Below are 21,515 nucleotides of genomic sequence, written 5' to 3'. Positions count from 1 at the left end.
AACCTTCGAAACGCGGGGAGTTCACTCATGGGCGGGCAGGGGCGCAGACGGCGGGAACCGTTGCGGCGGATACGGCTGTGGGTCGTCGGGGCCACGGCGAGCGCCGTGGTGGCCGCCGGACTCGGCACCGCCCCCGCGGTGTGGGCGACCCAGCGTCACGGGCACCACACCGTGACGGCGCAGGAGGCCAAGAACGGTACGGCGGTCGCCTTCAAGGCGAAGAAGGCCGCGAGGAACGACCCGGCGAAGGCCGCCGCCGCCCGTACCGCCCAGGCCGTCGCCAAGCCGGTGACCTGGCCCACTGGTGCGGCCAAGACCTTTACCGTGAGCGGGAGTTCGGGGGCGGCCGCCACCGTCGGAAGCCTGCCTGTGCGGATGAGCAACCCCGCCAGGGGTGCCGCCGCCACGAAGATCACCGTCCGTACCGCCCCGCACAGCACGGCCACCGCTCTCGGCATCCATGGTGCCGTCTTCGCCCTCACTCGTGCCTCCGGGCCGAAGACGGCCGCCAAGACCCGCTTCACTCTCGACTACTCGGGCTTCGCGAACGCCTACGGCGGCGACTACGCGTCCCGGCTCTCGCTGGTCCGGCTGCCCTCCTGCGCACTGACCACCCCGGATCTGAAGCAGTGCCGTACCACGACGCCGCTGCCCACGACGAACGACACCGCGACCCACACCCTCACCACCACCGCGCCGCTCGCTCTCTCCACCATGGCCCTCGCCGCGACCGCCGCGGCGAAGTCGGGTGCCGGTTCCTACCAGGCGACATCGCTCAACCCGTCCGCCGCGTGGAGCGCGGGTGGCTCCAGCGGCGACTTCACCTGGTCGTATCCGCTGTCGGTGCCCCCTTCCAACGGCGGTCCGTCGCCGAATCTGGCGTTGACGTACGACGCGCAGAGCGTCGACGGCCGGCTGCCGTCGACGAACAACCAGCCGTCCTGGGTCGGTGAGGGCTTCGACCTGACAACCGGGTACATCGAGCGGTCCTACGACTCGTGTGACGACGACGGCCAGTCCGGGAAGAACGACGAGTGCTGGGCGAACGACAACGCGACCCTCGTCCTCGGCGGCAAGTCCAGCCCGCTGATCAAGGATTCGACGACCGGCGCGTGGCATCCCAAGACCGACGACGGTGAGCGCGTCACCCACTCCACGGGCGCCACGAACGGCGACAACGACGGCGAGTACTGGACCGTCACCACCCAGGACGGCACCCAGTACGTCTTCGGCAAGAACCACCTGCCGGGCTGGACCACCGGCGCCGCCGTCACCAACTCGACCTGGACCGCCCCGGTGTTCGGCGACGACTCCGGCGAACCGGGGTACGACCAGGGGACGTCGTTCTCCGGCCGCGCGCTCACCCAGGCCTGGCGCTGGAACCTGGACTACGTTGTCGACCCGCACGGCAACGCGATGTCGTACTGGTACACCAAGGAGACCAACTACTACGCCGAGAACGGCACCACGACCGCCAACGGCACGGTGTACGACCGCGGCGGCTACCTGAGCCGCATCGACTACGGCATCACCTCCTCCACCGTCTTCGGCACCGCGCCGGAGAAGGTCTCCTTCACCACCGCCGAGCGCTGCCTGGTGACCACGGGTGAGGACTGCTCGTCACTGACGTCGTCGACGTCGTCGCACTGGCCCGACGTACCGTTCGACCAGATCTGCGCCTCCGGCAAGGTCTGCACCGCCACCGGGCCGACCTTCTTCTCCCGCAAGCGGCTGACGGGCGTCACGACCAGCGTGTGGGACGCCAGTCTGTCGACTCCGGCCTACCGGGACGTCGACTCCTGGGCGCTCGACCACTCGTTCCCGGACCCCGGCGACGGCACCTCGGCCGGGCTGTGGCTCAAGTCCATCACCCGCACGGGCAAGGACGGTTCGACGACCGCCATGCCGCCGGTCACCTTCGCGGGCATCCAGCTGTACAACCGGGTGGACACGACCCACGACGACATCGCGGCGCTGGTCAAGTGGCGGGTGCGGACGATCACTTCGGAGACGGGTTCGGTCCTCACCGTCAACTACTCCGACCCGCAGTGCGTCGCCGGTACGACCATGCCCAGCGCGCCCGACTCCGACAACCTGCGCTGCTTCCCCACCTACTGGCAGCCTCCGTACACGACCGATCCCCAACTGGACTGGTTCCACAAGTACGTTGTGACCCAGGTGACCGAGGCGGACCCGACCGGCGGTGCGCCGCTGAAGGAGACCGACTACACCTACGGCGGTTCCCCGGCCTGGCACTACGACACCGACAACGTCACCGCGCCCGCCAAGCGCAAGACCTGGTCGCAGTGGCGCGGTTACGGCACCGTGACCACCACCACGGGCGACGCGCAGTCGACCCGGACGAAGACGGTGTCGACGTTCTTCCGGGGCATGGACGGCGACAAGCAGTCCGACGGCACCACCCGGAGCGTCAAGGTCACCGACTCCACCGGCGCCGCGGTCACGGACGCCGATCCGCTCGCGGGCCAGACCCGCGAGGCGGTCACGTACAACGGCTCGGCCGAGGTGGGTGGCTCGATCACCGACCAGTGGATCCACCAGACGGCCACGGACGGCACCCGCAACGCGTACCTGACCCGCCCGGCAGCGGTCCGCACCCGTACGGACCTGGCTTCCGGCGGTACCCGCGACACGTCGGTGACCACGACGTACGACCCGACCACCGGGGCGGCACTGACCGTCGACGACGCCGGCGACACGGCCGTCACGGGGGACGAGCAGTGCACCCGCACGACGATCGCGAACAACACCACCGACTGGCTGATGGCTTTCCCGGTCCGTGTCGAGACGGTCGACGTGGCCTGCGGCGCGACGCCGACCCGCCCCGACGACGTGGTCTCCGACGTCCGCACCCTCTACGACAGCCAGTCCTACGGCACCGCCCCGACCCTCGGTGACGAGACGTCGACGCAGCGGCTGTCGTCGTACAGCGGTGGCAGCCCCGTCTACCAGACCGTGTCCACGTCCCACTACGACACGCAGGGCCGCGTCGACTCGGTCAAGGACGCGGACCAGAACACGGTCAGCACCACCAAGTACACGCCCGCCACCGGCGGTCCGCTGACGAGCACGGTCACCACGGACGCCAAGACCTACCCGACGACCACCACCTTCGACCCGGCACGCGGCCTCGCCACCTCGGTCGTCGACGCCAACAGCAAGCGCACGGACTACGCCTACGACGGCCTGGGCCGGCTGACCAAACTCTGGCTGGCCAACCGCAGCAAGTCCTCGGGCCAGACCGCGAGCCTCGTCTACACCTACGCCATCTCCAACTCGGCGGCCTCCGTGGTCTCCACGGGCAAGCTCAACAACGACGGCACGACGTACGACACGACGTACGCCCTGTACGACGCGCTGCTGCGGCCCCGCCAGACGCAGACCCCGGCACCGGGCGGCGGCCGGGTCATCGCCGAGACCAAGTACGACAGCCGCGGGCTCGCCGTGGAGTCCGACGCCGACTACACCGACAACACCTCCCCGTCCGGGACCCTGGCGAACATCACCTCGGCGGTGCCGTCCCAGACCCTGACCACGTACGACGGCGCGGGCCGCGCCACGGCGGAGGACTTCTACGCGCTCGGCACCAAGCGCTGGACGACCTCCACCGCGTACGGCGGCGACCGCACCACCGTCACCCCGCCCAAGGGCGGCATCGCGACCACGACCCTGACCGACACCCTCGGCCGCACCACCGAGACCCGGCAGTACGACAGCGGCACCCCGACCGGCTCCTACACGTCCATCAAGTACCACTACGACGCGAAGAGCCGGCTGAAGGAGGTCGTCGACGACGCCGGCAACACCTGGTCGTACGGCTACGACCTGATGGGCCGCAAGACGACGTCGACGGACCCCGACACGGGCACCACTCAGACGACGTACGACGACCTGGACCAGGTCGCCACGACCACCACGGCGCTCGGCACGGCCGACGAGAAGACGCTCAGCTACTCGTACGACATCCTCGGCCGCAAGACCGACATGTACGACGGCACGACGAAGGACGCGGCCCACGAACTGGCCAAGTGGACCTACGACTCGCTGGTCAAGGGGCAGCCGACGTCGGCGATCCGGTACGTCGGCGGCTCGTCCGGCCAGGCGTACATCAGCCAGGTCGGCGCGTACGACTCCCTGTACCGGCCGACCGTCACCAGGGTCACCGTCCCTTCGGTCACGGGTGAGGAGGCGTTGGCCGGTACGTACACATCGACGACCGGTTACAACCTCGACGGCACCATCCAGGTCACCTCCGACCCGGCCGCCGGCGGACTGCCCTCCGAGTCGCTGACCTACGGCTACAACGACCTGAGCATGCCGACGACGCTGAACGGCGCCACCGGCTATGTGCAGAACACCGGTTACACCAAGCTGAGCGACATCAGCCAGCTCACACTGGGGGTTTCGTCCTCGGACACCGCCAAGTGGCTCCAGATAACCAACACTTACGAGGACGGCACCCGCCGTCTCCAGCGGGAACTGGTCACCGACGACGCGCAGAGCGCCCCGGTCCAGGACACGACGTACACCTACGACGACGCGGGCAACCCGACGAAGGTCGCCACGCACGCCGACGGCACCGACGACGTCCAGTGCTACCGCTACGACGGCCACGACCGGCTCACCGAGGCCTGGACGGCGACGGACGGCTGTGCCGCCGCCGCGTCCACGGCCGTCCTCGGCGGGCCGGCGCCGTACTGGCACAGCTATGCGTACGACGACCTCGGCAACCGCAAGAGCGACATCGACCACGCGACCGCGGCCGGCGGGTCCGACACCTCGACGTCGTACGTGTACCCGCCGCAGGGCGGCACCCGGCCGCACACCCTGTCGTCGTCGACGACGACCAAGGGCTCCACGACAACCACGAACGGCTACACGTACGACGCCGCGGGCAACACCCACACCCGCACCCTGGCCGGGAAGACCCAGACGCTGGACTGGGACAGCGAGGGCCACCTCGCCAAGGTGACCAACGCCGACGGGACGTCCGCCTCGTACCTCTACGACGCCGACGGCAACCGGCTGCTCACCCGCGACGACTCCGGCACCACCCTCTATCTCGGCGACACCGAACTGCACCTCGCCAAGGGCGCGACGACGGCCACGGGCACGCGGTACTACACCTGGGCCGGGCAGACCATCGCGGTGCGCTCGAGCACCGGCGGCCTGCAGTGGCAGGTCACCGACGCCCACGACACGGCCGAGACGGCGGTGGACGCGACGACACAGGCCGTGGCGCGACGGCGCCTCGACCCGTTCGGCAACGCCCGTGGCACACAGCCGGGTTCCGGTTCGTGGCTGGGCACCAAGGGCTTCGTGAACGGTGTCGCCGACACCACGACCGGGCTGACACACCTCGGCGCGAGGGACTACGACCCGACGATCGGCCGCTTCGTCTCGGACGACCCGGTCCTCGAACTGACAGACGCACAGCAGATCGACGGGTACACGTACGCGGCGGACAACCCGGTCACGGGCAGCGACCCGACGGGCCTGGACAACTGGGCCAGCGACCCGACCATGAACGTCTGTGCCATCGACTGCCAACCCCAGGGCTCGTCCGCACTGGTCGACACCGGCGCGCTCAACAACAGCGGCTCGACGACCCACCACAGCGGCGGGGGCGGGGGTGGGGGCGGCAGCTCGCACCACAGCTGCGGCTGGTCCTTCTCCTGCTACGCCAAGAAGGCCTACCACGTCGTCCAGCGGCACCCGGTGATCGCGGCGGTGGTCGCCACGGCGGCGGTGGTCGGGGTGGTCGCCTGCGTGGCCGCCACGGCGGGCGCCTGCGGAGCGGTACTGGCGGCCGGCGCCGAGGGCTTCACCGCCGGTGCCGAGGCGGGCAGCCTCGGAGCAGCGGTGACCGGCGCCGCCGTCGGAGCGGCGGGTGAGGGCGGGGCTGTCATAGCCGGGTCGGCCGGCATCGCCAGTGCCGGGGCCGCGGTGGTCGAGAAGAGCGTGGACACCGGCGTCAAGGAGGAAGCCGCGGCGTCGGCGGGTGCCAAGGCGTCCGCGGCCGGCGCGGTGAGCACGGCGTCGACGGGCGCGGCGAGCGGTACTGCGCGGGCCGCGAACGCGACGCCCAAGAGCGGCACGAGCGCGGCGCGCGGAAGCAGGGGCGCCAAGGGCAAGTTCCAGCCGAAGGTCACGATTCACCCGTCGACCGGGGACTGGGACCTGGAAGGCAGGGTCTCGGACGCGAACGCTCTCCGCGACGATGTCGGGACGGTCGCAACCGGTGACGCGAAATACCGCACGTACTCCGCTGCCATCAATACGACCAGTGGAGATATCGCGGTCGGTTGTTCCGGTGGCGGAAATTGCGCGGAAGTCAACATTCTCGAATTCACGGGTTGGGACCCGGATAACGTCCTGTTCACGCGGGCGGGCAGGCTCATGGACGTCGAGGACGGCCTTGGTAAGGTCTGGCAGGAGATGGAGATCTGCACGACCTGTCAGGGGATATTCCCGCTGGAATCGTTCGTTCCCGGAGCTCTTCTGGCGACGAAGCCGGGTCACAGCGGGTAGGAGGCGAAGATGCTGAGTGCGGCTCTGCTTGAGCTGGAGAGGTACGACTGGTCGCGGTTGCGGTGCGGCTGCGGCCAGGGGGCAGGGCACCTTCCCGTGACCTTTCGCAAGCTGCTGGCGGCGAGGTCGCCCCAGGACGCGGTCGGTTATCGGCTGGACGGGCACATCGAGGTCCAGTCGATGCTGTTCGAGGCCGCGGTCCCGGCCGTCCCGGTGATCCTGGCCGCGCTCACCGAGGAACTCGCGCCGTTCGTACGCAGTCATTTCCTGGTGGCTCTGCTGTTCGCGGTTTCCGGGGAGTCGCATTCCAGTGAGACCGCGGCAGGGCGGGAGAGTCTGGAAGAGGAGTGCTACGACAAGGCTCGGGAAGGTCTCTGGGTGCTCTATCGCGAGGCGGTGTCGGGAGACACGGAGAACGCGTTGGACATTCTCGAGATCATCGATGAGGACGAAACCCGTTTCTCTCACTTTCGCACCGCCCTGGCGAGCCGCCTCGCAAAGCAGCAGAAGACACGATCGGGATGAATTCCACGGAGGAAGAGATGGCTGTCGACGGCAGACCGGCGGCACGGCGTGCCGCCGGTACGCAGACCGCGTTCGATGTGCTGCTGCGCTGGACCTGGATCCGGCGCCGTACGCCCGCGCGGGACATCGCGGACTTCGAGAACGGCCAGGTGCTGCGGGTCGTCGGGTTCACGAAGAACATCGGCGGGACGGTCACGCGGTCCCTCGGCAACGGCAGGAGCATCGCCCGGCTGCGGCAGGGGAACCTGCGGCTCGCCGCCGGTGAGGCTCCGGTCTGGAGCGACCGGCGGGGCGACCGCACCGCGACCCTGCGCCCGCCGTTCCGCCTGAAGCTCACGGACGAAAAGGTGCCGATGGCGCGCAAGTTCGACCGCTACGAACTCGGCACCGCCGACGGGACGTACGACCTGGCGGTGCCGAAGTTGGACGGAGAGCTGATCCGGCACGTGTTCGCCCCGGTGGAGGGCGGCTGAGCCGGCTCCCGTCAGCCCATCTCATCCGCCTCGCCCACCCCGGCCGCCTCGCCCACCTCGGTCACCGGCACCCGGCGGAACTCGATCGACTCGTACGTCCCCGCAACCCCCGTCTCGTACAGCACGCCCACCAACTGCCCATCCACCCGCACCAGATCCGAGTAGGCCGCCCTCCGGTCCGACAGCGTCAGCACCTTCGCGAAGGTCGCTCCCCCGTCCCCGCTCCGCCAGATCGCAAGCGACCGGCGTGCGGTGGGGTCCGAGGGGCCCGAGAACAGCAACGCCTCGGAAGCATCCTGCAGTTGAAGCACGCTGCCCTGCACGATCGGTACGTCGTTCAGCGTCGGCTGGACGGTGTACGGGTGGTCCAGGGACTCCGCGCCGTCGCTCGAGTACGCGTCCAACCGGTTCCCCGGCATCAGGCCGCTCTGGTCCCTGGAGGAGAAGTACAGCCTGCCGTCGGGGAGTTGGGCCGCGCTCGTCTCGTTGGCGTTCACGATGCCGTCGTACGAGTCGTCGACGAACCCCAGGTGCCAGGTGCCGCCGCCGTTGTCGCTGTAGATCGCGTGGCCACCGTAGTACCTGGACTCCTGGCCGGTGTCGGAGGAACCCGTCGGCGGGGCCGCAGAGTGGTTGGACGGGATCACGATCCTCCCCGCGTGCGGGCCCCGGGTGAGGTACACCGCGTGCCCCGGGCCCGTCGCGTACCAGCGCCAGTCGGGCAGCTTCACCTGGGCCGTGATGTCGCGCGGCGGCGTGAAGCTGCGGCCGTCGTTCGCGGCGGTGCTCGTCTGGACGAACACCCTGCGGCTCTGCTGCGGGGTCGCCTCACCCCGCATGATCTGGGCCTCGGTCACCGCGCCGTCGTTGTACGACGTGACCAGGACGATGCGCCCCGTCTTCTGGTCGACCACCGGCGCCGGATTGCCCCGTGTGTCACCGTCCCCGGCGGCGACCACCGACAGCGGGCCCCAGCTGCAGCCGCCGTCCGTGGAGCGGCGCAGGACCACGTCGATGTCGCCGCTGTCGCCCGCACCGTTGTGCCTGCCCTCGGCGAAGGCCAGAAGGGTGCCCTTGCCGGTCGTGACGGTGGCGGGGATGCGGTAGGTGTCGTAGCCGCCCTCGCCCGCGACGTACGGGACGGACGAGACGCAGGAGGAGCGGGTGGCCGCCTGGGCCGTGGACGTGGTGAGGCCGGTGGCGATCCCGGCGCCGGTGAGCAGGGCGGCGCCGGTGGTCGCGGCGAGCAGGGTACGGCGCAGTGGGGTCATCGCTCTCCTTCGCGGAGTGGAGTCGAGTCGGTGCGTGGGGTGCCGAATACGACGATGGCGACAGGAGGTGACAGTAACTCCACTGACGGTCCGTCACCATGCGGGGCGCGCGTACGGAACATACGTACCCGCGCGCCCACCCCACCCCTTTGCGCCACTCCCCCGGGTCCTCAGAACGGCCCCTCACCCCGCCCCCGGCGTCACCAGCCCCGACTCGTACGCCACGATCACCAGCTGCGCCCGGTCCCGCGCGCCCAGCTTGCCCATGATCCGGCTGACGTGGGTCTTCGCGGTCAGCGGGCTCAGGCCCAGCGTCTCCGCGATCTCCGTGTTGTTGAGGCCCCGCGCGACCAGCCTCAGCACCCCGCGTTCCCGCTGCGACAGACATTCGGGGCCGCCCGTCGGTGGCGGCGCCTCGGCGTTGCGCAGCAGGCGGGCGATCAGCCGGGCCGTGGGCCCGGGGGAGAGCAGGGCCTCGCCCGCCGCCACCGTGCGGATCGCGTCCAGGAGGTCCGCCGGCCGCGTGTCCTTGACCAGGAAGCCCGACGCGCCCGCGCGCAGCGCCTCCACCACGTGCTCGTCCGTGTCGTATGTCGTCAGGACAAGCACCTTCACGCCCGCCAGGTCCTCGTCGGCCGCGATCAGCCGGGTCGCCTCGATACCGTCGAGGTCGGGCATGCGCAGGTCCATGACGACCAGGTCGGCGCGGGCGCTGCGGGCCAGCTCGACGGCCTGCCGGCCCGTGCCGGCCTGCCCCACGACCTCCATGCCCGGCGCCGACTCGACGAGCATCGCGAACGCCGCCCGCACGAGCGTCTGGTCGTCGGCGAGCAGCACACGAATGGCGGTCACCTCGCCCCCTCCCCCGCCCTCTTCACCAATACCGGCACCGGCAGCACCGCGCTCACCGTGAACCCCCCGTCCTCCCCGGGCCCGGCGTCCAGTGTGCCGCCCACGCTGCGCGCCCGCTCGCGCATCCCCACCAGGCCGAAGCCGCCGCCGGACATGTCACCCTCGTACGCCCCCACCCCGTCGTCCGTCACCTCGACGCGCAACGCGCCCTCACCCCCGTCCAGCAGTACCCGTACCGTCAGATCCTCCCGTCCCCCGTGCCGTACGGCGTTCGTGAGCGCCTCCTGCACGATCCGGTAGGCTGCCGCGCCCACGGCCGGCGGGGCCGTGTCCGCCCGTACCGTGAGTTCTACCTCGGCGCCCGACGCCCGTGCCGTCTCCGCGAGGTCGGGGAGGCCGTCGAGCCCGGGCAGGGGGCCGCGCCCCTCGCCCGCTCTCTCTCCCACGCCCTGGCCCTCCCGGAGTACCTCGAGCGTCGTACGCAGCTCGCCGCGTGCCGTTCGGCAGGTGTCGGCGATGTCGTCGAGGGCCTTGGCCACGGCCGCGCGGTCCAGGCGGTCCGGGTCGGCGGCCAGGACGTGGGCGGCCACGGATGTCTGGACCCCCACCAGGGTGATGGTGTGGGCCAGCAGATCGTGCAGGTCGCGGGCCACGCGCAGGCGCTCCTCCGCGACTCGGCGGCGGGCCTCCTCCTCGCGGGTGCGTTCGGCCCGTTCGGCGCGCTCGACGATGGCCGACACATACTGGCGGTAGAAGCGGACGTCGATGCCGCAGAACAGCACCGCGACGACCCAGCCGGAGATCCGCAGCAGTTCGACGGCCTGGTGCATGCTCACGGTGAGCATCACGCTCAGGGAGATGCCGAGGACGACGACGCCGGTCGCGATCGTGCGCAGGGGGCGGCCGGTGACGGCGACCGTGTACAGCGCGACGTACGAGGCCGGGGTCGGCGCGGTGTGGTTGTAGTCGAGCGCGTGGTAGGGCACGACGAGCGCCACCACGGCGACGAGCACCAGCATCGGACTGCGCCGGCGCCACACGATCGGCACGTACGCGGCGAGCAGCAGCGTCCAGCCGAGCGCGTCCGGCCGGCCGCCCCCGTCGAGGGTGTCCGGGCGGCTGCCTCCTCCGTCGGTGAACAGGGCGAGGACCGTGGCGAGCACGGCGCCCGTCAGCGCGAGCAGCGCGTCGTTGCGGAGCGCGTGCGGGGCACTGCGCGGGTCGCGGGTGATCGCCGCCATGATCCGCTCGCCCCACCCAACAGGGGCCGCTCTTACGGTGGTTGAGTACACGGCCCCATCCTCCGTCAGCGGGCGCCGCACCGTCAGGGAGAGGCGCCCGCTCGTTCGTACGACGGTTGTCATACGGTTTCCGGCTGCCGTTCCTGTCGTACGGCGGCCGGGTCGGGCCTGCGGGACAGGGCGCCCGGCCACCACACCCGCCGGCCCAGTGCCACGCTCGCGCTCGTCACCAGGTAGGTCCGGACGAGGAACGTGTCCAGGAGCACGCCGACCGCGATCACGAAGCCCAGTTCGACGAGCTGGACGAGTCCCATGTTGGTCAGCACCGCGAAGGTCGCGGCGAGGACCAGCCCGGCGGAGGCGATGACCCCGCCCGTGGTCCGCAGCGCGGTCAGCGCGGCGGCCACCGGATCCGCGCCCCCCAGCGCCTCCTCGCGCATCCGGTGCATGAGGAAGATGCCGTAGTCGACGCCGAGGGCGACCAGGAACACGAAGGACAGCAGCCCGAGCCCGGGATCGGTGCCCTCGAAGCCGAGCAGCGGGCCGAACACCAGTCCGCCGATGCCGAGCGAGGCCCCCCACACCGCGACCACGGCGACCACCAGCATCAGCGGCGCGACGAGCGAGCGCAGCAGCGCGACGAGGATCAGCAGCACGGAGACGAGCACGATCGGTACGACGACCCACACGTCACGCGCGTTGGTGTCGATGAGGTCGATCTGCTGGGCGCTCGGTCCGCCGACGTAGGAGCCCTTCAGCTCCTTCCGCAGCCGTTCGATGGTCGCGGTCTCGGCGGCCGACTGCGGCGCGTCCTTCGCGAAGACGGTGATCTCGGTCCAGTTGGAGCCGGTACGTCCCTCGCGGGCGTCGCTGATTCCGTCGGCGCCCCGGATCGTCGCGAGGGTCTCGTCGGCCCGTCCTGCCGGGGTGATGACGCTGATGGGCTGGGTGCCCCGGTCGGGGTAGGCCTTGGCGAGGGTCTGCATCGCGGCGACGGCCTCCGGCTTGTCGACGAAGGCGTCCTCCTGCTTCACCGGTCCGGGCAGATTCAGGACACCCAGGGCGAGGGCGCCGAGCAGGACGGCACCGCTCGCGAGGACCACCAGGGGCCGGCGTCCGGCGGAGCTGCCCATCGCGGCGAACAGCGACAGCCTGCGTACCTTGGGCGCGCTGCCGTAGGCGGGGACGAGCGGCCAGAACACCCGGCGGCCGAGGAGGACGAGGATCGCGGGGAGCAGGGTCAGCATGGCGACGAGCGCGCACAGCACACCCACGGTGCCCAACGGGCCCATGCTGCGACTGGAGTTCAGGTCGGCGGCGAGCAGGCACAGCACCCCGGCGGCGACCGTGCCGGAGGAGGCGAGGACGGCGGGTCCGCAGCCGCGCAGGGCGGCGACCATGGCGTCGTACGGGCGCTCGATCCGGCGCAGTTCCTCGCGGTAGCGGGAGACGAGGAGGAGGGCGTAGTCCGTGCCGGCGCCGAAGACGAGGATCGTCATGATCCCGGAGCTCTGGCCGGAAACCGTCGTGCCGAAGGCCTGGTTGAGGCCATAGGCGACACCCATCGACAGGAAGTCGGCGATGCCCGCGACGACGAGCGGGACCAGCCACAGCACCGGGCTGCGGTAGATGAGGATCAGCAGGACGGCGACCACGGCGACGGTGGTGTAGAGCAGGGGTCCGCCGAGCGAGTTGTAGACCTCGGCCGCGTCGGTGGCCATCGCCCCCGGCCCGCCGACCTTCACGCTCAACCCGCCCTGGGTGTGGGCGACTTCGCGCACGTCGTGGACGAGGGCGTCCCGTTTCTTCTCGTCGGTGCCGGGCTCGTTGCTGCTCACCGGGTACATGAGGGTGGTGCCGTCGGCGGACGGTACGCCCTGCGGGGTGGCCGTCAGGACGTGCTCGCCGGCGATCTTGTCCACCTGCCCGGCGGCCGTCGCCTTGTCGGCGGCGGTGAGTCCGCTGTCGCGGTGGTAGACGAGGACCAGCTGGGTGGTCTCGCCGCCGGGCAACTGGTCCTGGATACGGGCGACTTGGGTCGAGTCGGCGTTCGACGGCAGATAGTCGGTGATGCGGTTGTGCTGCACCTCGGAGAGCTTCGCCGCGAACGGCCCCACGATCGCGAGCACCCCGACCCACAGCCCGAGCACGAGCCAGGGCACGGTTCGCCCGCGCCGTGCCGCGCCCGTCAGTGTCTTTGCGGCCCCCATGTCGAGGCCCTCCCCTCGTTCGGACATCCGGGTGGATGACGCTCACCAGAATTCCGTCGCCGGGGCGTGGATTCGTCGCACGGGAGGGCGAGTTCGGGGGTACTCCCGGGGGTGGCCGGGAGGGGCCGTTACTCCCTGGGGAGTAGTGGGGGTGTGGAGGTGCGGGGGGTGTCAGGACGGCGTGCGTGCCGCCTCGAGCAGCCGGGTCACGTCGTCCGCGCAGATCGTCAGCGCCGCGCCGACCGTCGCCAGGACGTCGCGTTCCTCCGGGGTGTACGGGCCGTCGGCCAGGGCGATGCGGGCGCCCTGGAGCAGGATCGATTCGCGGCCGGGGGCGGCGAGGTGGGGGGCCAGGGGGTCCAGGGCCTCGTGGAGCTCTATGGCCAGCCCGGGGCCGCACGGCGGGCCGAAGAGGCGGCCGGTGTCGGCGGCCAGCGCCTCCACCAGGGCCGTGAGCTGGTCCTCCGTACAGTCGTCGAAGCCGGCCGCGCGGACGCCCGTCACCGCTGTCTCCAGGGTGAGGCGGGCCTGGGTGCCGCCGGCGGCGAGGACGGCGAGGGCGACCGTGTGGACCGCGTCGCGCAGCATCGCGGAGAAGCGGGTCGTGGTGGGGTGGTCGAGGACGTCCGTGCCGAAGTGGCTCTGGCAGGCCGCGCACTCGACGACCGGGCCGGTCTCGCCGCGCGGCAGAATCGGTACGCCCAGAAAGGTGAAGCGCCGACGGCCGGTCAGCCGCTGGTAGTTGCGGTCGCCGCCACAGCCGGGACAGAAGAACTCTCCGTCACCGACACCGGCCCAGACCGTACGGGAGCCCAGGACGCGCGCCGTCCGGCCTCCACGCACGACTCGGCGGTCCCGGCTGCCTCGGCCGTGTCGTCGCTGTCCTGGGAGCACGTAGCACCTCCGGTAACTCCCCCACTGCCTGCTGCAAGGCGCGGGAGGTACCCCCACCGGCAACACTGCCGCGCAGGCGTGATGTTAGCCACATTGTTGATGTGGAGTCAGTACCCAGGACCAGACCTGCCCATGACCCGCCCTTGGATTGGCCGGTATACGACGGCGGCCCCGCCCGCCACAGTGGGCGGACGGGGCCTGAAACCAGCCGGTCGGGTGAGTCAGCGGCCCGCGCGGTTGACGGCGGAGACGACCGCCTTCAGGGAGGCGCGGGTCGTGTTGGCGTCGATGCCGATGCCCCACAGGACCTTGTCGCCGATGGCGACCTCGATGTAGGAGGCGGCCTGCGCGGAAGCGCCCTCGCTCATCGTGTGCTCGGTGTAGTCCAGCAGCCGGGCGTCGATGTCCAGACCCTGCAGGGCGTGGAAGAAGGCCGAGATCGGGCCGTTGCCCGTGCCCACCAGGGTGGTCTCGACGCCGTCGACCTCGGCCTCGACGGTGAGGGTGTCCACGCCGTCCTTGTCGGTGGTCGACTGCCCGGCGCTGACCTGGATGCGTCCCCACGGGTTCTCGGGGTTCGGCAGGTACTCGTCCTGGAAGATCGTCCAGATGTCCTTCGGCGTGACCTCGCCGCCCTCGGCGTCCGTCTTCGCCTGGATCAGCTTGGAGAACTCGATCTGCATCCGGCGCGGCAGGTCCAGCTTGTGGTCGTTCTTCAGGACGTACGCGATCCCGCCCTTGCCGGACTGCGAGTTGACCCGGATCACGGCCTCGTAGGAACGGCCGACGTCCTTCGGGTCGATCGGCAGGTAGGGGACCGCCCATTCGATGTCGTCGACGGTGACGCCCTTGGCGGCCGCGTCGGCCTCCATGGCGTCGAAGCCCTTCTTGATGGCGTCCTGGTGGGAGCCGGAGAAGGACGTGTAGACCAGGTCGCCCACGTACGGGTGGCGCGGGTGGACCTCCATCTGGTTGCAGTACTCCCACGTACGACGGATCTCGTCGATGTCGGAGAAGTCGATCTGCGGGTCGACGCCCTGCGAGAACAGGTTCATGCCCAGGGTGACCAGGTCGACGTTGCCGGTGCGCTCGCCCTGGCCGAACAGACAGCCCTCGACGCGGTCGGCGCCGGCCATCAGCGCCAGTTCGGCGGCGGCGACGGCCGTACCGCGGTCGTTGTGGGGGTGGATCGACAGGACGACGTGCTCGCGGCGGGTCAGGTTGCGGCCCATCCACTCGAAGCGGTCCGCGTGCGTCGACGGGGTCGAACGCTCCACCGTGGCGGGCAGGTTGAGGATGATCTCGCGGCCCGGGCCGGGCTGCCAGACGTCCATGACCGCCTCACAGACCTCCAGCGCGAAGTCCAGCTCGGTGTCGGTGAAGATCTCGGGGCTGTACTGGTAGCCGAACTCCGTCTCGGGGCCCAGCAGCTTCTCGGCGTACTCCATGACCAGCCGGGTGCCGTCGACGGCGATCTGCTTGATCTGGTCCTTGGAGCCGCGGAAGACGACCCGGCGGAAGACGGGGGCGGTGGCGTTGTACAGGTGGACCGTGGCGCGCTTGGCGCCCTTCAGGGACTCGACGGTCCGCTCGATCAGGTCCTCGCGGGCCTGGGTCAGTACGGAGATGGTGACGTCGTCCGGGATCGCGCCCTCGTCCTCGATGATCGAGCGGACGAAGTCGAAGTCCGTCTGCCCGGACGCCGGGAAACCGACCTCGATCTCCTTGTAGCCCATCTTCACCAGCAGGTCGAACATCGCGCGCTTGCGGGCGGGGGACATCGGGTCGATCAGGGACTGGTTGCCGTCGCGCAGGTCCGTGGAGAGCCAGCGGGGAGCGGTGGTGATCCGCTTTCCGGGCCAGGTGCGGTCGGGGATGTCGACCTGCTCGTACTGGCCGTACTTGTGGATCGGCATGGAGGTGGGCTGCTGGCGGTTGGCACTGTGGGCCATGATGCGGGGCTCCTCGTGGTGTCCTGAAGGACGGCCGACGGCGCAACGCCAGACTCCGCGGGGAGGGGGTCGGCCTCTATTGCAGACCCTCACCGCGGCAGCTAAGGAGGAGCAGCCCGTAACGCATGATGCGAAGCATGCTAGCCGAGCCGCACCGGGGGCGCGGGCCTGTATCACTATGCGGGACTGCCAGTATGGGGGAGCCGAAGAACAAAAAGGGCAAAAAGTGCGCCATCCCACACCCCACGCCGGGCCACCCCCAGGGCTGTCACTCAGCTCATACCACTCCGTCACTGAGCGATGTGCCGCTTATCCCGGTATTTCACCAATCATGGTTGCGGGTAGTGACAGCCGTATGACGCGGTGCAAGGGTGCCGGGCATGACGACAAACGGGGGCTTTGAGCCCGTCTTCTGCACGATCGTTCCACCGCACCTCCTCCACACGCTCGCCCGTCACGAGGACCCCGCCCTCTCCGGCCCCGCGCAGCGCACACTGCTGCTCGACGCCGAGAAGCGTGCCCAGCGCAGCATCACCGCCGAGTTCGGTCTGTTCGCCGCCCCGGCCGTGAACGCCCCCTCCGACAAGCCGCTGCGCACGATCTACGACGCCGAGCACCGCACCGCGCTGCCCGGCAGGAAGGTGCGCGCCGAGGGCTCGGACCCCGGCCAGGACGCCAGTGTCAACCGCGCCTACGCCGGCCTCGGCGCCACCTTCGACCTCTATCTCAAGGCGTACCAGCGCCACTCGATCGACGGCGACGGCCTGCCGCTCGACGCGACCGTGCACTACGACGAGGGCTACAACAACGCCTTCTGGGACGGCAGGCAGATGGTGTTCGGCGACGGTGACGGCGAGATCTTCGTCGACTTCACCAACTCGATCGACGTCATCGGCCACGAGCTCACCCACGGCGTCACCCAGCACACCGCGAACCTCACGTACTACGGCCAGCCGGGCGCCCTCAACGAGTCGATGTCGGACGTCTTCGGCTCGCTGATCAAGCAGTACGCCCTCGGCCAGACCGCCGCCGAGGCCGACTGGCTGATCGGCGCGGACCTGCTCGCCCCGGGCGTCACCGGCACGGCCCTGCGCTCCATGAAGGAACCGGGCAGCGCGTACGACGACGACGTGCTCGGCAAGGACCCGCAGCCCTCGACCATGGACGGCTATGTCCGCACCGGCCGCGACAACGGCGGCGTCCACATCAACAGCGGCATCCCCAACCACGCCTTCTACCTCGTCGCCACCGCGCTCGGCGGCAACGCGTGGGAGCGGGCCGGGCAGATCTGGTACGACGTGCTGACCGGCGGCGAGCTGGACGAGCGGGCGTTCTTCGACGACTTCGCCCAGCTGACCGTCGCCACCGCGCGCAAGCGCTACGGCGACGGCGAGGAACTCCAGGCCGTGACGAAGGCGTGGGAGCGGGTCGGCGTGCCCACGACACCCCGGCCCCGTCTGTAGCCGGACAGCCGGACAGCCGGACTCGTGCCGGGGCCGTTCTCGTACTAGACAGGGACCATGCGTATTCAGGTGAGACGTACGGGCGGGTTCGCGGGTATCGAGCGGCACGCCCAGGTGGACACCGCGGGCCGGTCCGACGCCCACGAGTGGCAGGCCCTGGCCGAGCAGGCGGTCGCGGCCGGCCGGGGCACCCGCCCGGCCGGGGTTCCGGACGGCTTCGCCTACGAGATCACGGTGGACGGGAGGACGGTGTACTGCGCCGATCCCCGGCTCACGGAGGAGCAGCGCAAGCTGATCTCAAGGGTGTTGAAAGAGGGAGCGTAAAACGGGGAGGGACGGGAGACAGAGGGGGCATAACGGGTGCCACAACGGTCGGCGGACGGCACGTAAGGGGACGTTCACTCCCGGCCGTTGACACCCGTTACTCCCGGTACCCATGATCCGGCGCATGGCGATCAACCCGATACCCCAGTTCCCGGCCGGCTTCCTCTGGGGTGTGTCCACCTCGGCACACCAGATCGAGGGAGCGGCGGACCAGCGCGAACCGTCCGTATGGGACACCTTCACGGCCGAGCCCGGGCGGGTGAAGGACGGCTCGACGGCGGAGGTGGCCTGCGACCACTTCCACCGCTACCCCGAGGACGTGGCCCTGCTGGCCGGCCTCGGCGTGGACGCGTACCGCTTCTCCGTCTCCTGGCCCCGGGTGAACTCCCCCGGCGGCCTGGACTTCTACGACCGGCTGGTGGACGAGCTGTGCGCGGCGGGCGTACGTCCCGTCCCGACGCTCTTCCACTGGGACCTGCCCGTGAGCCTCGAGGAGAAGGGCGGCTGGCTGGAGCGGGACACGGCGTCCCGGTTCGCCGAGTACGTGGCCCTCGTCGCCGAGCGGCTCGGCGACCGCGTGAAGAAGTGGATCACGATCAACGAGCCCGCCGAACACACCCTGTTCGGGCACGCGTTGGGCGCGCACGCGCCGGGCAAGCAGCTGATGTTCGACGCGCTGCCGGCCGCCCACCACCAGCTCCTCGGCCACGGTCTCGCCGTACGGGCACTGCGCGCAGCCGGGGCCACCGACATCGGGATCGCCAACTCGCACGGGCCGACCTGGCCGGCGTCGCAGGAGCCCGCCGACCTCGAGGCGGCCGGATTCTACGACCTCCTCCTCAACCGGCTGTTCGCCGAGCCGATCCTCCTGGGCGAATACCCGGACGGTCTGGGCGAGTTGATGCCGGGTGACGTGGCGGCCGACCTCAAGGTGATCGCGGAGCCGCTCGACTTCTACGGCGTCAACTACTACGCGCCGACGAAGGTGGGCGCGCCGCAGGGTGCCGACATCGAGTTCGGCGGTCTGACGATCCCGGCCGAACTCCCCTTCTCCGTACAGGAGATAGCGGACGTGCCGGTGACGGACTTCGGCTGGCCCGTCGTACCCGAGGGGCTCACCGAGCTGCTCACCACCTTCCGGGACCGGTACGGCGACCGGCTGCCGCCCGTCGTGATCACCGAGAACGGCTGCTCGTACGAGGGGCTCGACGACCAGGACCGGATCGCCTACCTGGACGGTCATGTCCGGGCGCTGCACCGGGCGTTGGAGGCGGGCGTGGATGTGCGCGGCTACTTCGTGTGGTCGCTGCTGGACAACTTCGAGTGGGCCGAGGGGTACGCGCGGCGGTTCGGTCTGGTCCATGTGGACTTCGCGGACCCCTCCGCTCTGACGCGGACCCCCAAGGCTTCGTACGGCTGGTTCAGGGATCTCCTTCGGGCACAGCGCCAGGAGGAGCCGGAGGGGGCGGGACGGTGACCCGGAGATGACGACGGCCGAGGGCGCGGAGGAGGCCCAGGGGGCGCAGGGGGCTGAGGGGAGGGTGGCGGCGGCGCTCGCCGAGCCCGTGGAGCGGGTCGGGCGGGGGTGGACCGCCTCGCTGTCGCTCGCCAACGGGGCGATCTGGGTGGGCTGGTTCGGGCCGCTGCAGATCCTTCTCGCGTCCCAGGCCGAGGACTTCGCGCCCGGCACCGGGATGTCGAAGGAGACCCTGCTGGCGTGGGTGGCGGGCGCGGGCGCCCTGGTGTCGCTGGCGGCGAACCCGTTCTTCGGCGCGCTGTCGGACCGTACGACGTCCAGGTGGGGCCGCCGTACGCCGTGGATCGTGGCCGGTGCGGCGGGCGGCGCGCTGTCGTTGCTGCTGCTGGCGGGGGCGGGTGGGCCGTGGACGATGGTGGTGGGGTGGTGCCTGGTCCAGCTGACGCTGAACGCGGCCTTCGCCGCCGTCACGGCCGCCGTCCCCGACCGCGTCCCCCGGCTCCAACGAGGCTCTGTGGGCGGCTGGTTGGGCGTCGCGCAGATCCTCGGCGTGGTCGGCGGGACGGGCCTGGCGACGGTCGCGGGCGGGGTGGGCGCGGGCTATGCGGCGTGCGCGGCGTTCACCCTGCTGGGCGTGCTGCCGTACGTACTGCGGCACAAGGATCTGCGGATCGGGCCCGAGGACGTTCCTGCGTGGTCCTGGCGTACCTTCCTGGCCGGGTTCTGGCTGAGTCCGCGCCGGTACCCGGACCTGGGCTGGGCCTGGCTGACCCGTTTCCTGATCAACCTGAGCAACGCGCTGGTGCTGCTGTACCTGCTGTACTACCTGCGCGACCGCCTCGACCACTCCGACCCCGAGCAGGGCGTCCTCGTCCTGACGGCGGTGAACAGCGTGACGCTGGTCGCCACGGTCGTGGTCGGCGGGGTCTGGTCGGACCGGGTGGGCCGCCGCAAGCCGTTCGTGATCTGGTCGGGCGTACTGATGGCGGTGGCGACGGCGGCACTCGCGGGCTGGCAGACCTGGCCGGGGGCGATCGTCGCGTCGGCGGTCCTCGGGATCGGCTTCGGGGTGTTCACCTCGGTCGACTTCGCCCTGATGACGGACGTACTGCCGAAGGCACTGGACCGGGGCAAGGACCTGGGCGTCATCAACGTGGCCAACGCCCTGCCCCAGGTCGCGGCCCCCGCCCTGGCCGCGCCGATCGTGACCTATCTGGGCGGATACCGGGTGCTGTATCTGGTCGCCGCGGTGATCGGGCTGGCGGGGGCGGTGCTGGTGGGGCGGATCAGGGGGGTCGACTGAGGCGAAGGGGCGGCCGGCTCACAGGGCGCCGGCGTCCCGGGCCGCGTAGACGCTGGGGTACAGGGGGCTGAAGCCGAGTTCCCTGCGGATGCGGTCCGTGGAGGTGATCCCGAACCACGGGTCGGGGTCGGTGTTCTCGTACAGCTCGGCGGGGACCTCGACCCCGTTGAGCTGGTGCAGTTCGACCGCTGTGACGGGGGCGTAGTCGCCGATGTTGTAGATCCGGCCGGCGATGCCCGGTGCGTGCAGGATGCGGAGCAGGCCCTGGGCGACGTCCGCGTGGTGGGCCATCTGCAGTCGCTGGGCCGCCGCCCAGTGCGCGGCCCACATCAACGACTGGGCCAGGTGGGGGTCGCCCTCGCCGTAGACGAAGGGGAGCCGTCCGACGCGGACGTCCAGCCCCTCCAGCGCGAGCAGCCGGCGTTCGGCCTCCGCCTTCGACTCGGGGTACGCACCCCACATGGCGCCCCCGGGCCGGGACTCGTCCTCCTCGACCAGCGGGCGCCCGCGTCCGGCGCCGTACACGAGCCCCGTACTGACCTGGACGAAGCGCCCCACTCCCGAGGCCAGCGCGGCGCGGCCCAGTTCCACCGCCGCGTCCAGGTTGACGGCCCGCGCCTCCTCGTCCGGGACCCCGCGGAAGGAGGCGGCGACGTTGACGACCGCGTCCACCCCGGCGACCGCCTTGCCGAGCGCCTCCGTGTCGCGCAGGTCCCCGACGACGACCTCGGCGCCCAGCTCGGCGGCGCGCTCCCCACGGGCCGCGTCACGCACCAGGACCCGCACCTTCTCCCCCGGCCTGCTCTGAGCCAGCAGCCTCGGCAGGAAGCGCCGGCCGACCTGTCCCGTCGTACCCGTCACCAGTGTCAGCATGATCTTCTCCTTCGGTCTCGTGCCACCACCCTCCGGCCGGGCCGCCGGGCGCGGGAGAGACCCGTCGATCAGGGGATCAGCAGTCCCTGGATAAGCCGGGCGGCC

At 70.7% G+C, this 21,515-nt stretch carries 14 protein-coding genes; 7 read left to right on the top strand and 7 right to left on the bottom strand.

The genetic code is table 11. The annotated features are described in order from the left end of the window. Positions 1-27 precede the first annotated feature (27 nt). The 3 genes from ABZ855_RS38580 to ABZ855_RS38570 all read left to right on the top strand — a co-directional run bounded on the left by ABZ855_RS38580 (position 28) and on the right by ABZ855_RS38570 (position 7,550). A complete protein-coding gene (locus ABZ855_RS38580; protein WP_360815267.1) occupies positions 28-6,552 on the top strand; it encodes an RHS repeat-associated core domain-containing protein in 6,525 nt (2,174 codons plus the stop codon). Between the two features lie 96 nt (positions 6,553-6,648). Next, positions 6,649-7,077: a hypothetical protein gene (locus ABZ855_RS38575; RefSeq protein ID WP_360815264.1), complete on the top strand. Its 429-nt coding sequence runs from the start codon at positions 6,649-6,651 to the stop codon at positions 7,075-7,077. 17 nt (positions 7,078-7,094) lie between these two features. Next, positions 7,095-7,550 (top strand): hypothetical protein, encoded by a 456-nt coding sequence (locus ABZ855_RS38570; protein WP_360815261.1) that lies wholly within the window; start codon positions 7,095-7,097, stop codon positions 7,548-7,550. An 11-nt stretch (positions 7,551-7,561) separates the two neighbouring features. On the opposite strand, the gene ABZ855_RS38565 is transcribed toward ABZ855_RS38570, so the two are convergent. The 6 genes from ABZ855_RS38565 to leuA all read right to left on the bottom strand — a co-directional run bounded on the left by ABZ855_RS38565 (position 7,562) and on the right by leuA (position 15,970). Continuing rightward, positions 7,562-8,821: a sialidase family protein gene (locus tag ABZ855_RS38565; RefSeq protein WP_360815258.1), complete on the bottom strand. Its 1,260-nt coding sequence runs from the start codon at positions 8,819-8,821 to the stop codon at positions 7,562-7,564. A gap of 183 nt (positions 8,822-9,004) precedes the next feature. Continuing rightward, on the bottom strand, positions 9,005-9,673 hold the full coding sequence (locus ABZ855_RS38560) for a response regulator transcription factor (RefSeq protein ID WP_319204589.1): 669 nt from the start codon (positions 9,671-9,673) through the stop codon (positions 9,005-9,007). Then, positions 9,670-10,914, bottom strand: a complete 1,245-nt coding sequence (locus ABZ855_RS38555; protein WP_360815355.1) for a histidine kinase — start codon at positions 10,912-10,914, stop codon at positions 9,670-9,672. Before ABZ855_RS38555 ends, ABZ855_RS38560 begins: the two co-directional genes overlap by 4 nt. A 119-nt stretch (positions 10,915-11,033) precedes the next feature. Then, a complete protein-coding gene (locus tag ABZ855_RS38550) occupies positions 11,034-13,124 on the bottom strand; it encodes an MMPL family transporter (protein WP_360815253.1) in 2,091 nt (696 codons plus the stop codon). 171 nt (positions 13,125-13,295) lie between these two features. Next, a complete protein-coding gene (locus ABZ855_RS38545) occupies positions 13,296-13,967 on the bottom strand; it encodes a TerB family tellurite resistance protein (RefSeq protein WP_319204585.1) in 672 nt (223 codons plus the stop codon). A gap of 272 nt (positions 13,968-14,239) precedes the next feature. After that, entirely contained in the window at positions 14,240-15,970 is a 1,731-nt protein-coding gene (gene leuA / locus ABZ855_RS38540; protein WP_319204583.1) for a 2-isopropylmalate synthase, read from the bottom strand. Positions 15,971-16,350: 380 nt separating this feature from the next. Here leuA and ABZ855_RS38535 point away from each other — a divergent pair, with 380 nt between their 5' ends. The 4 genes from ABZ855_RS38535 to ABZ855_RS38520 all read left to right on the top strand — a co-directional run bounded on the left by ABZ855_RS38535 (position 16,351) and on the right by ABZ855_RS38520 (position 20,537). Continuing rightward, the gene (locus ABZ855_RS38535) at positions 16,351-17,433 is read left to right on the top strand and encodes a M4 family metallopeptidase (protein ID WP_360815248.1); all 1,083 of its coding nucleotides are present in this window, start codon (positions 16,351-16,353) and stop codon (positions 17,431-17,433) included. Between the two features lie 57 nt (positions 17,434-17,490). After that, positions 17,491-17,757 carry a protealysin inhibitor emfourin gene (locus ABZ855_RS38530; RefSeq protein WP_319204579.1) on the top strand — a complete coding sequence of 89 codons (267 nt, stop codon included), beginning with the start codon at positions 17,491-17,493 and terminating at the stop codon, positions 17,755-17,757. Positions 17,758-17,869: 112 nt separating this feature from the next. Beyond that, positions 17,870-19,234 (top strand): GH1 family beta-glucosidase, encoded by a 1,365-nt coding sequence (locus ABZ855_RS38525; protein WP_360815245.1) that lies wholly within the window; start codon positions 17,870-17,872, stop codon positions 19,232-19,234. Between the two features lie 7 nt (positions 19,235-19,241). Then, positions 19,242-20,537 carry an MFS transporter gene (locus tag ABZ855_RS38520; RefSeq protein WP_360815242.1) on the top strand — a complete coding sequence of 432 codons (1,296 nt, stop codon included), beginning with the start codon at positions 19,242-19,244 and terminating at the stop codon, positions 20,535-20,537. A gap of 18 nt (positions 20,538-20,555) precedes the next feature. On the opposite strand, the gene ABZ855_RS38515 is transcribed toward ABZ855_RS38520, so the two are convergent. Then, the gene (locus tag ABZ855_RS38515) at positions 20,556-21,410 is read right to left on the bottom strand and encodes an NAD(P)-dependent oxidoreductase (RefSeq protein WP_360815239.1); all 855 of its coding nucleotides are present in this window, start codon (positions 21,408-21,410) and stop codon (positions 20,556-20,558) included. Positions 21,411-21,515: the final 105 nt, after the last annotated feature.

The organism is Streptomyces sp. NPDC047042 (assembly GCF_040644035.1).
GTDB lineage: Bacteria > Actinomycetota > Actinomycetes > Streptomycetales > Streptomycetaceae > Streptomyces.
Note: the sequence above shows the minus strand (reverse complement) of the source record. Positions and strands in the feature narration are given on the sequence as shown.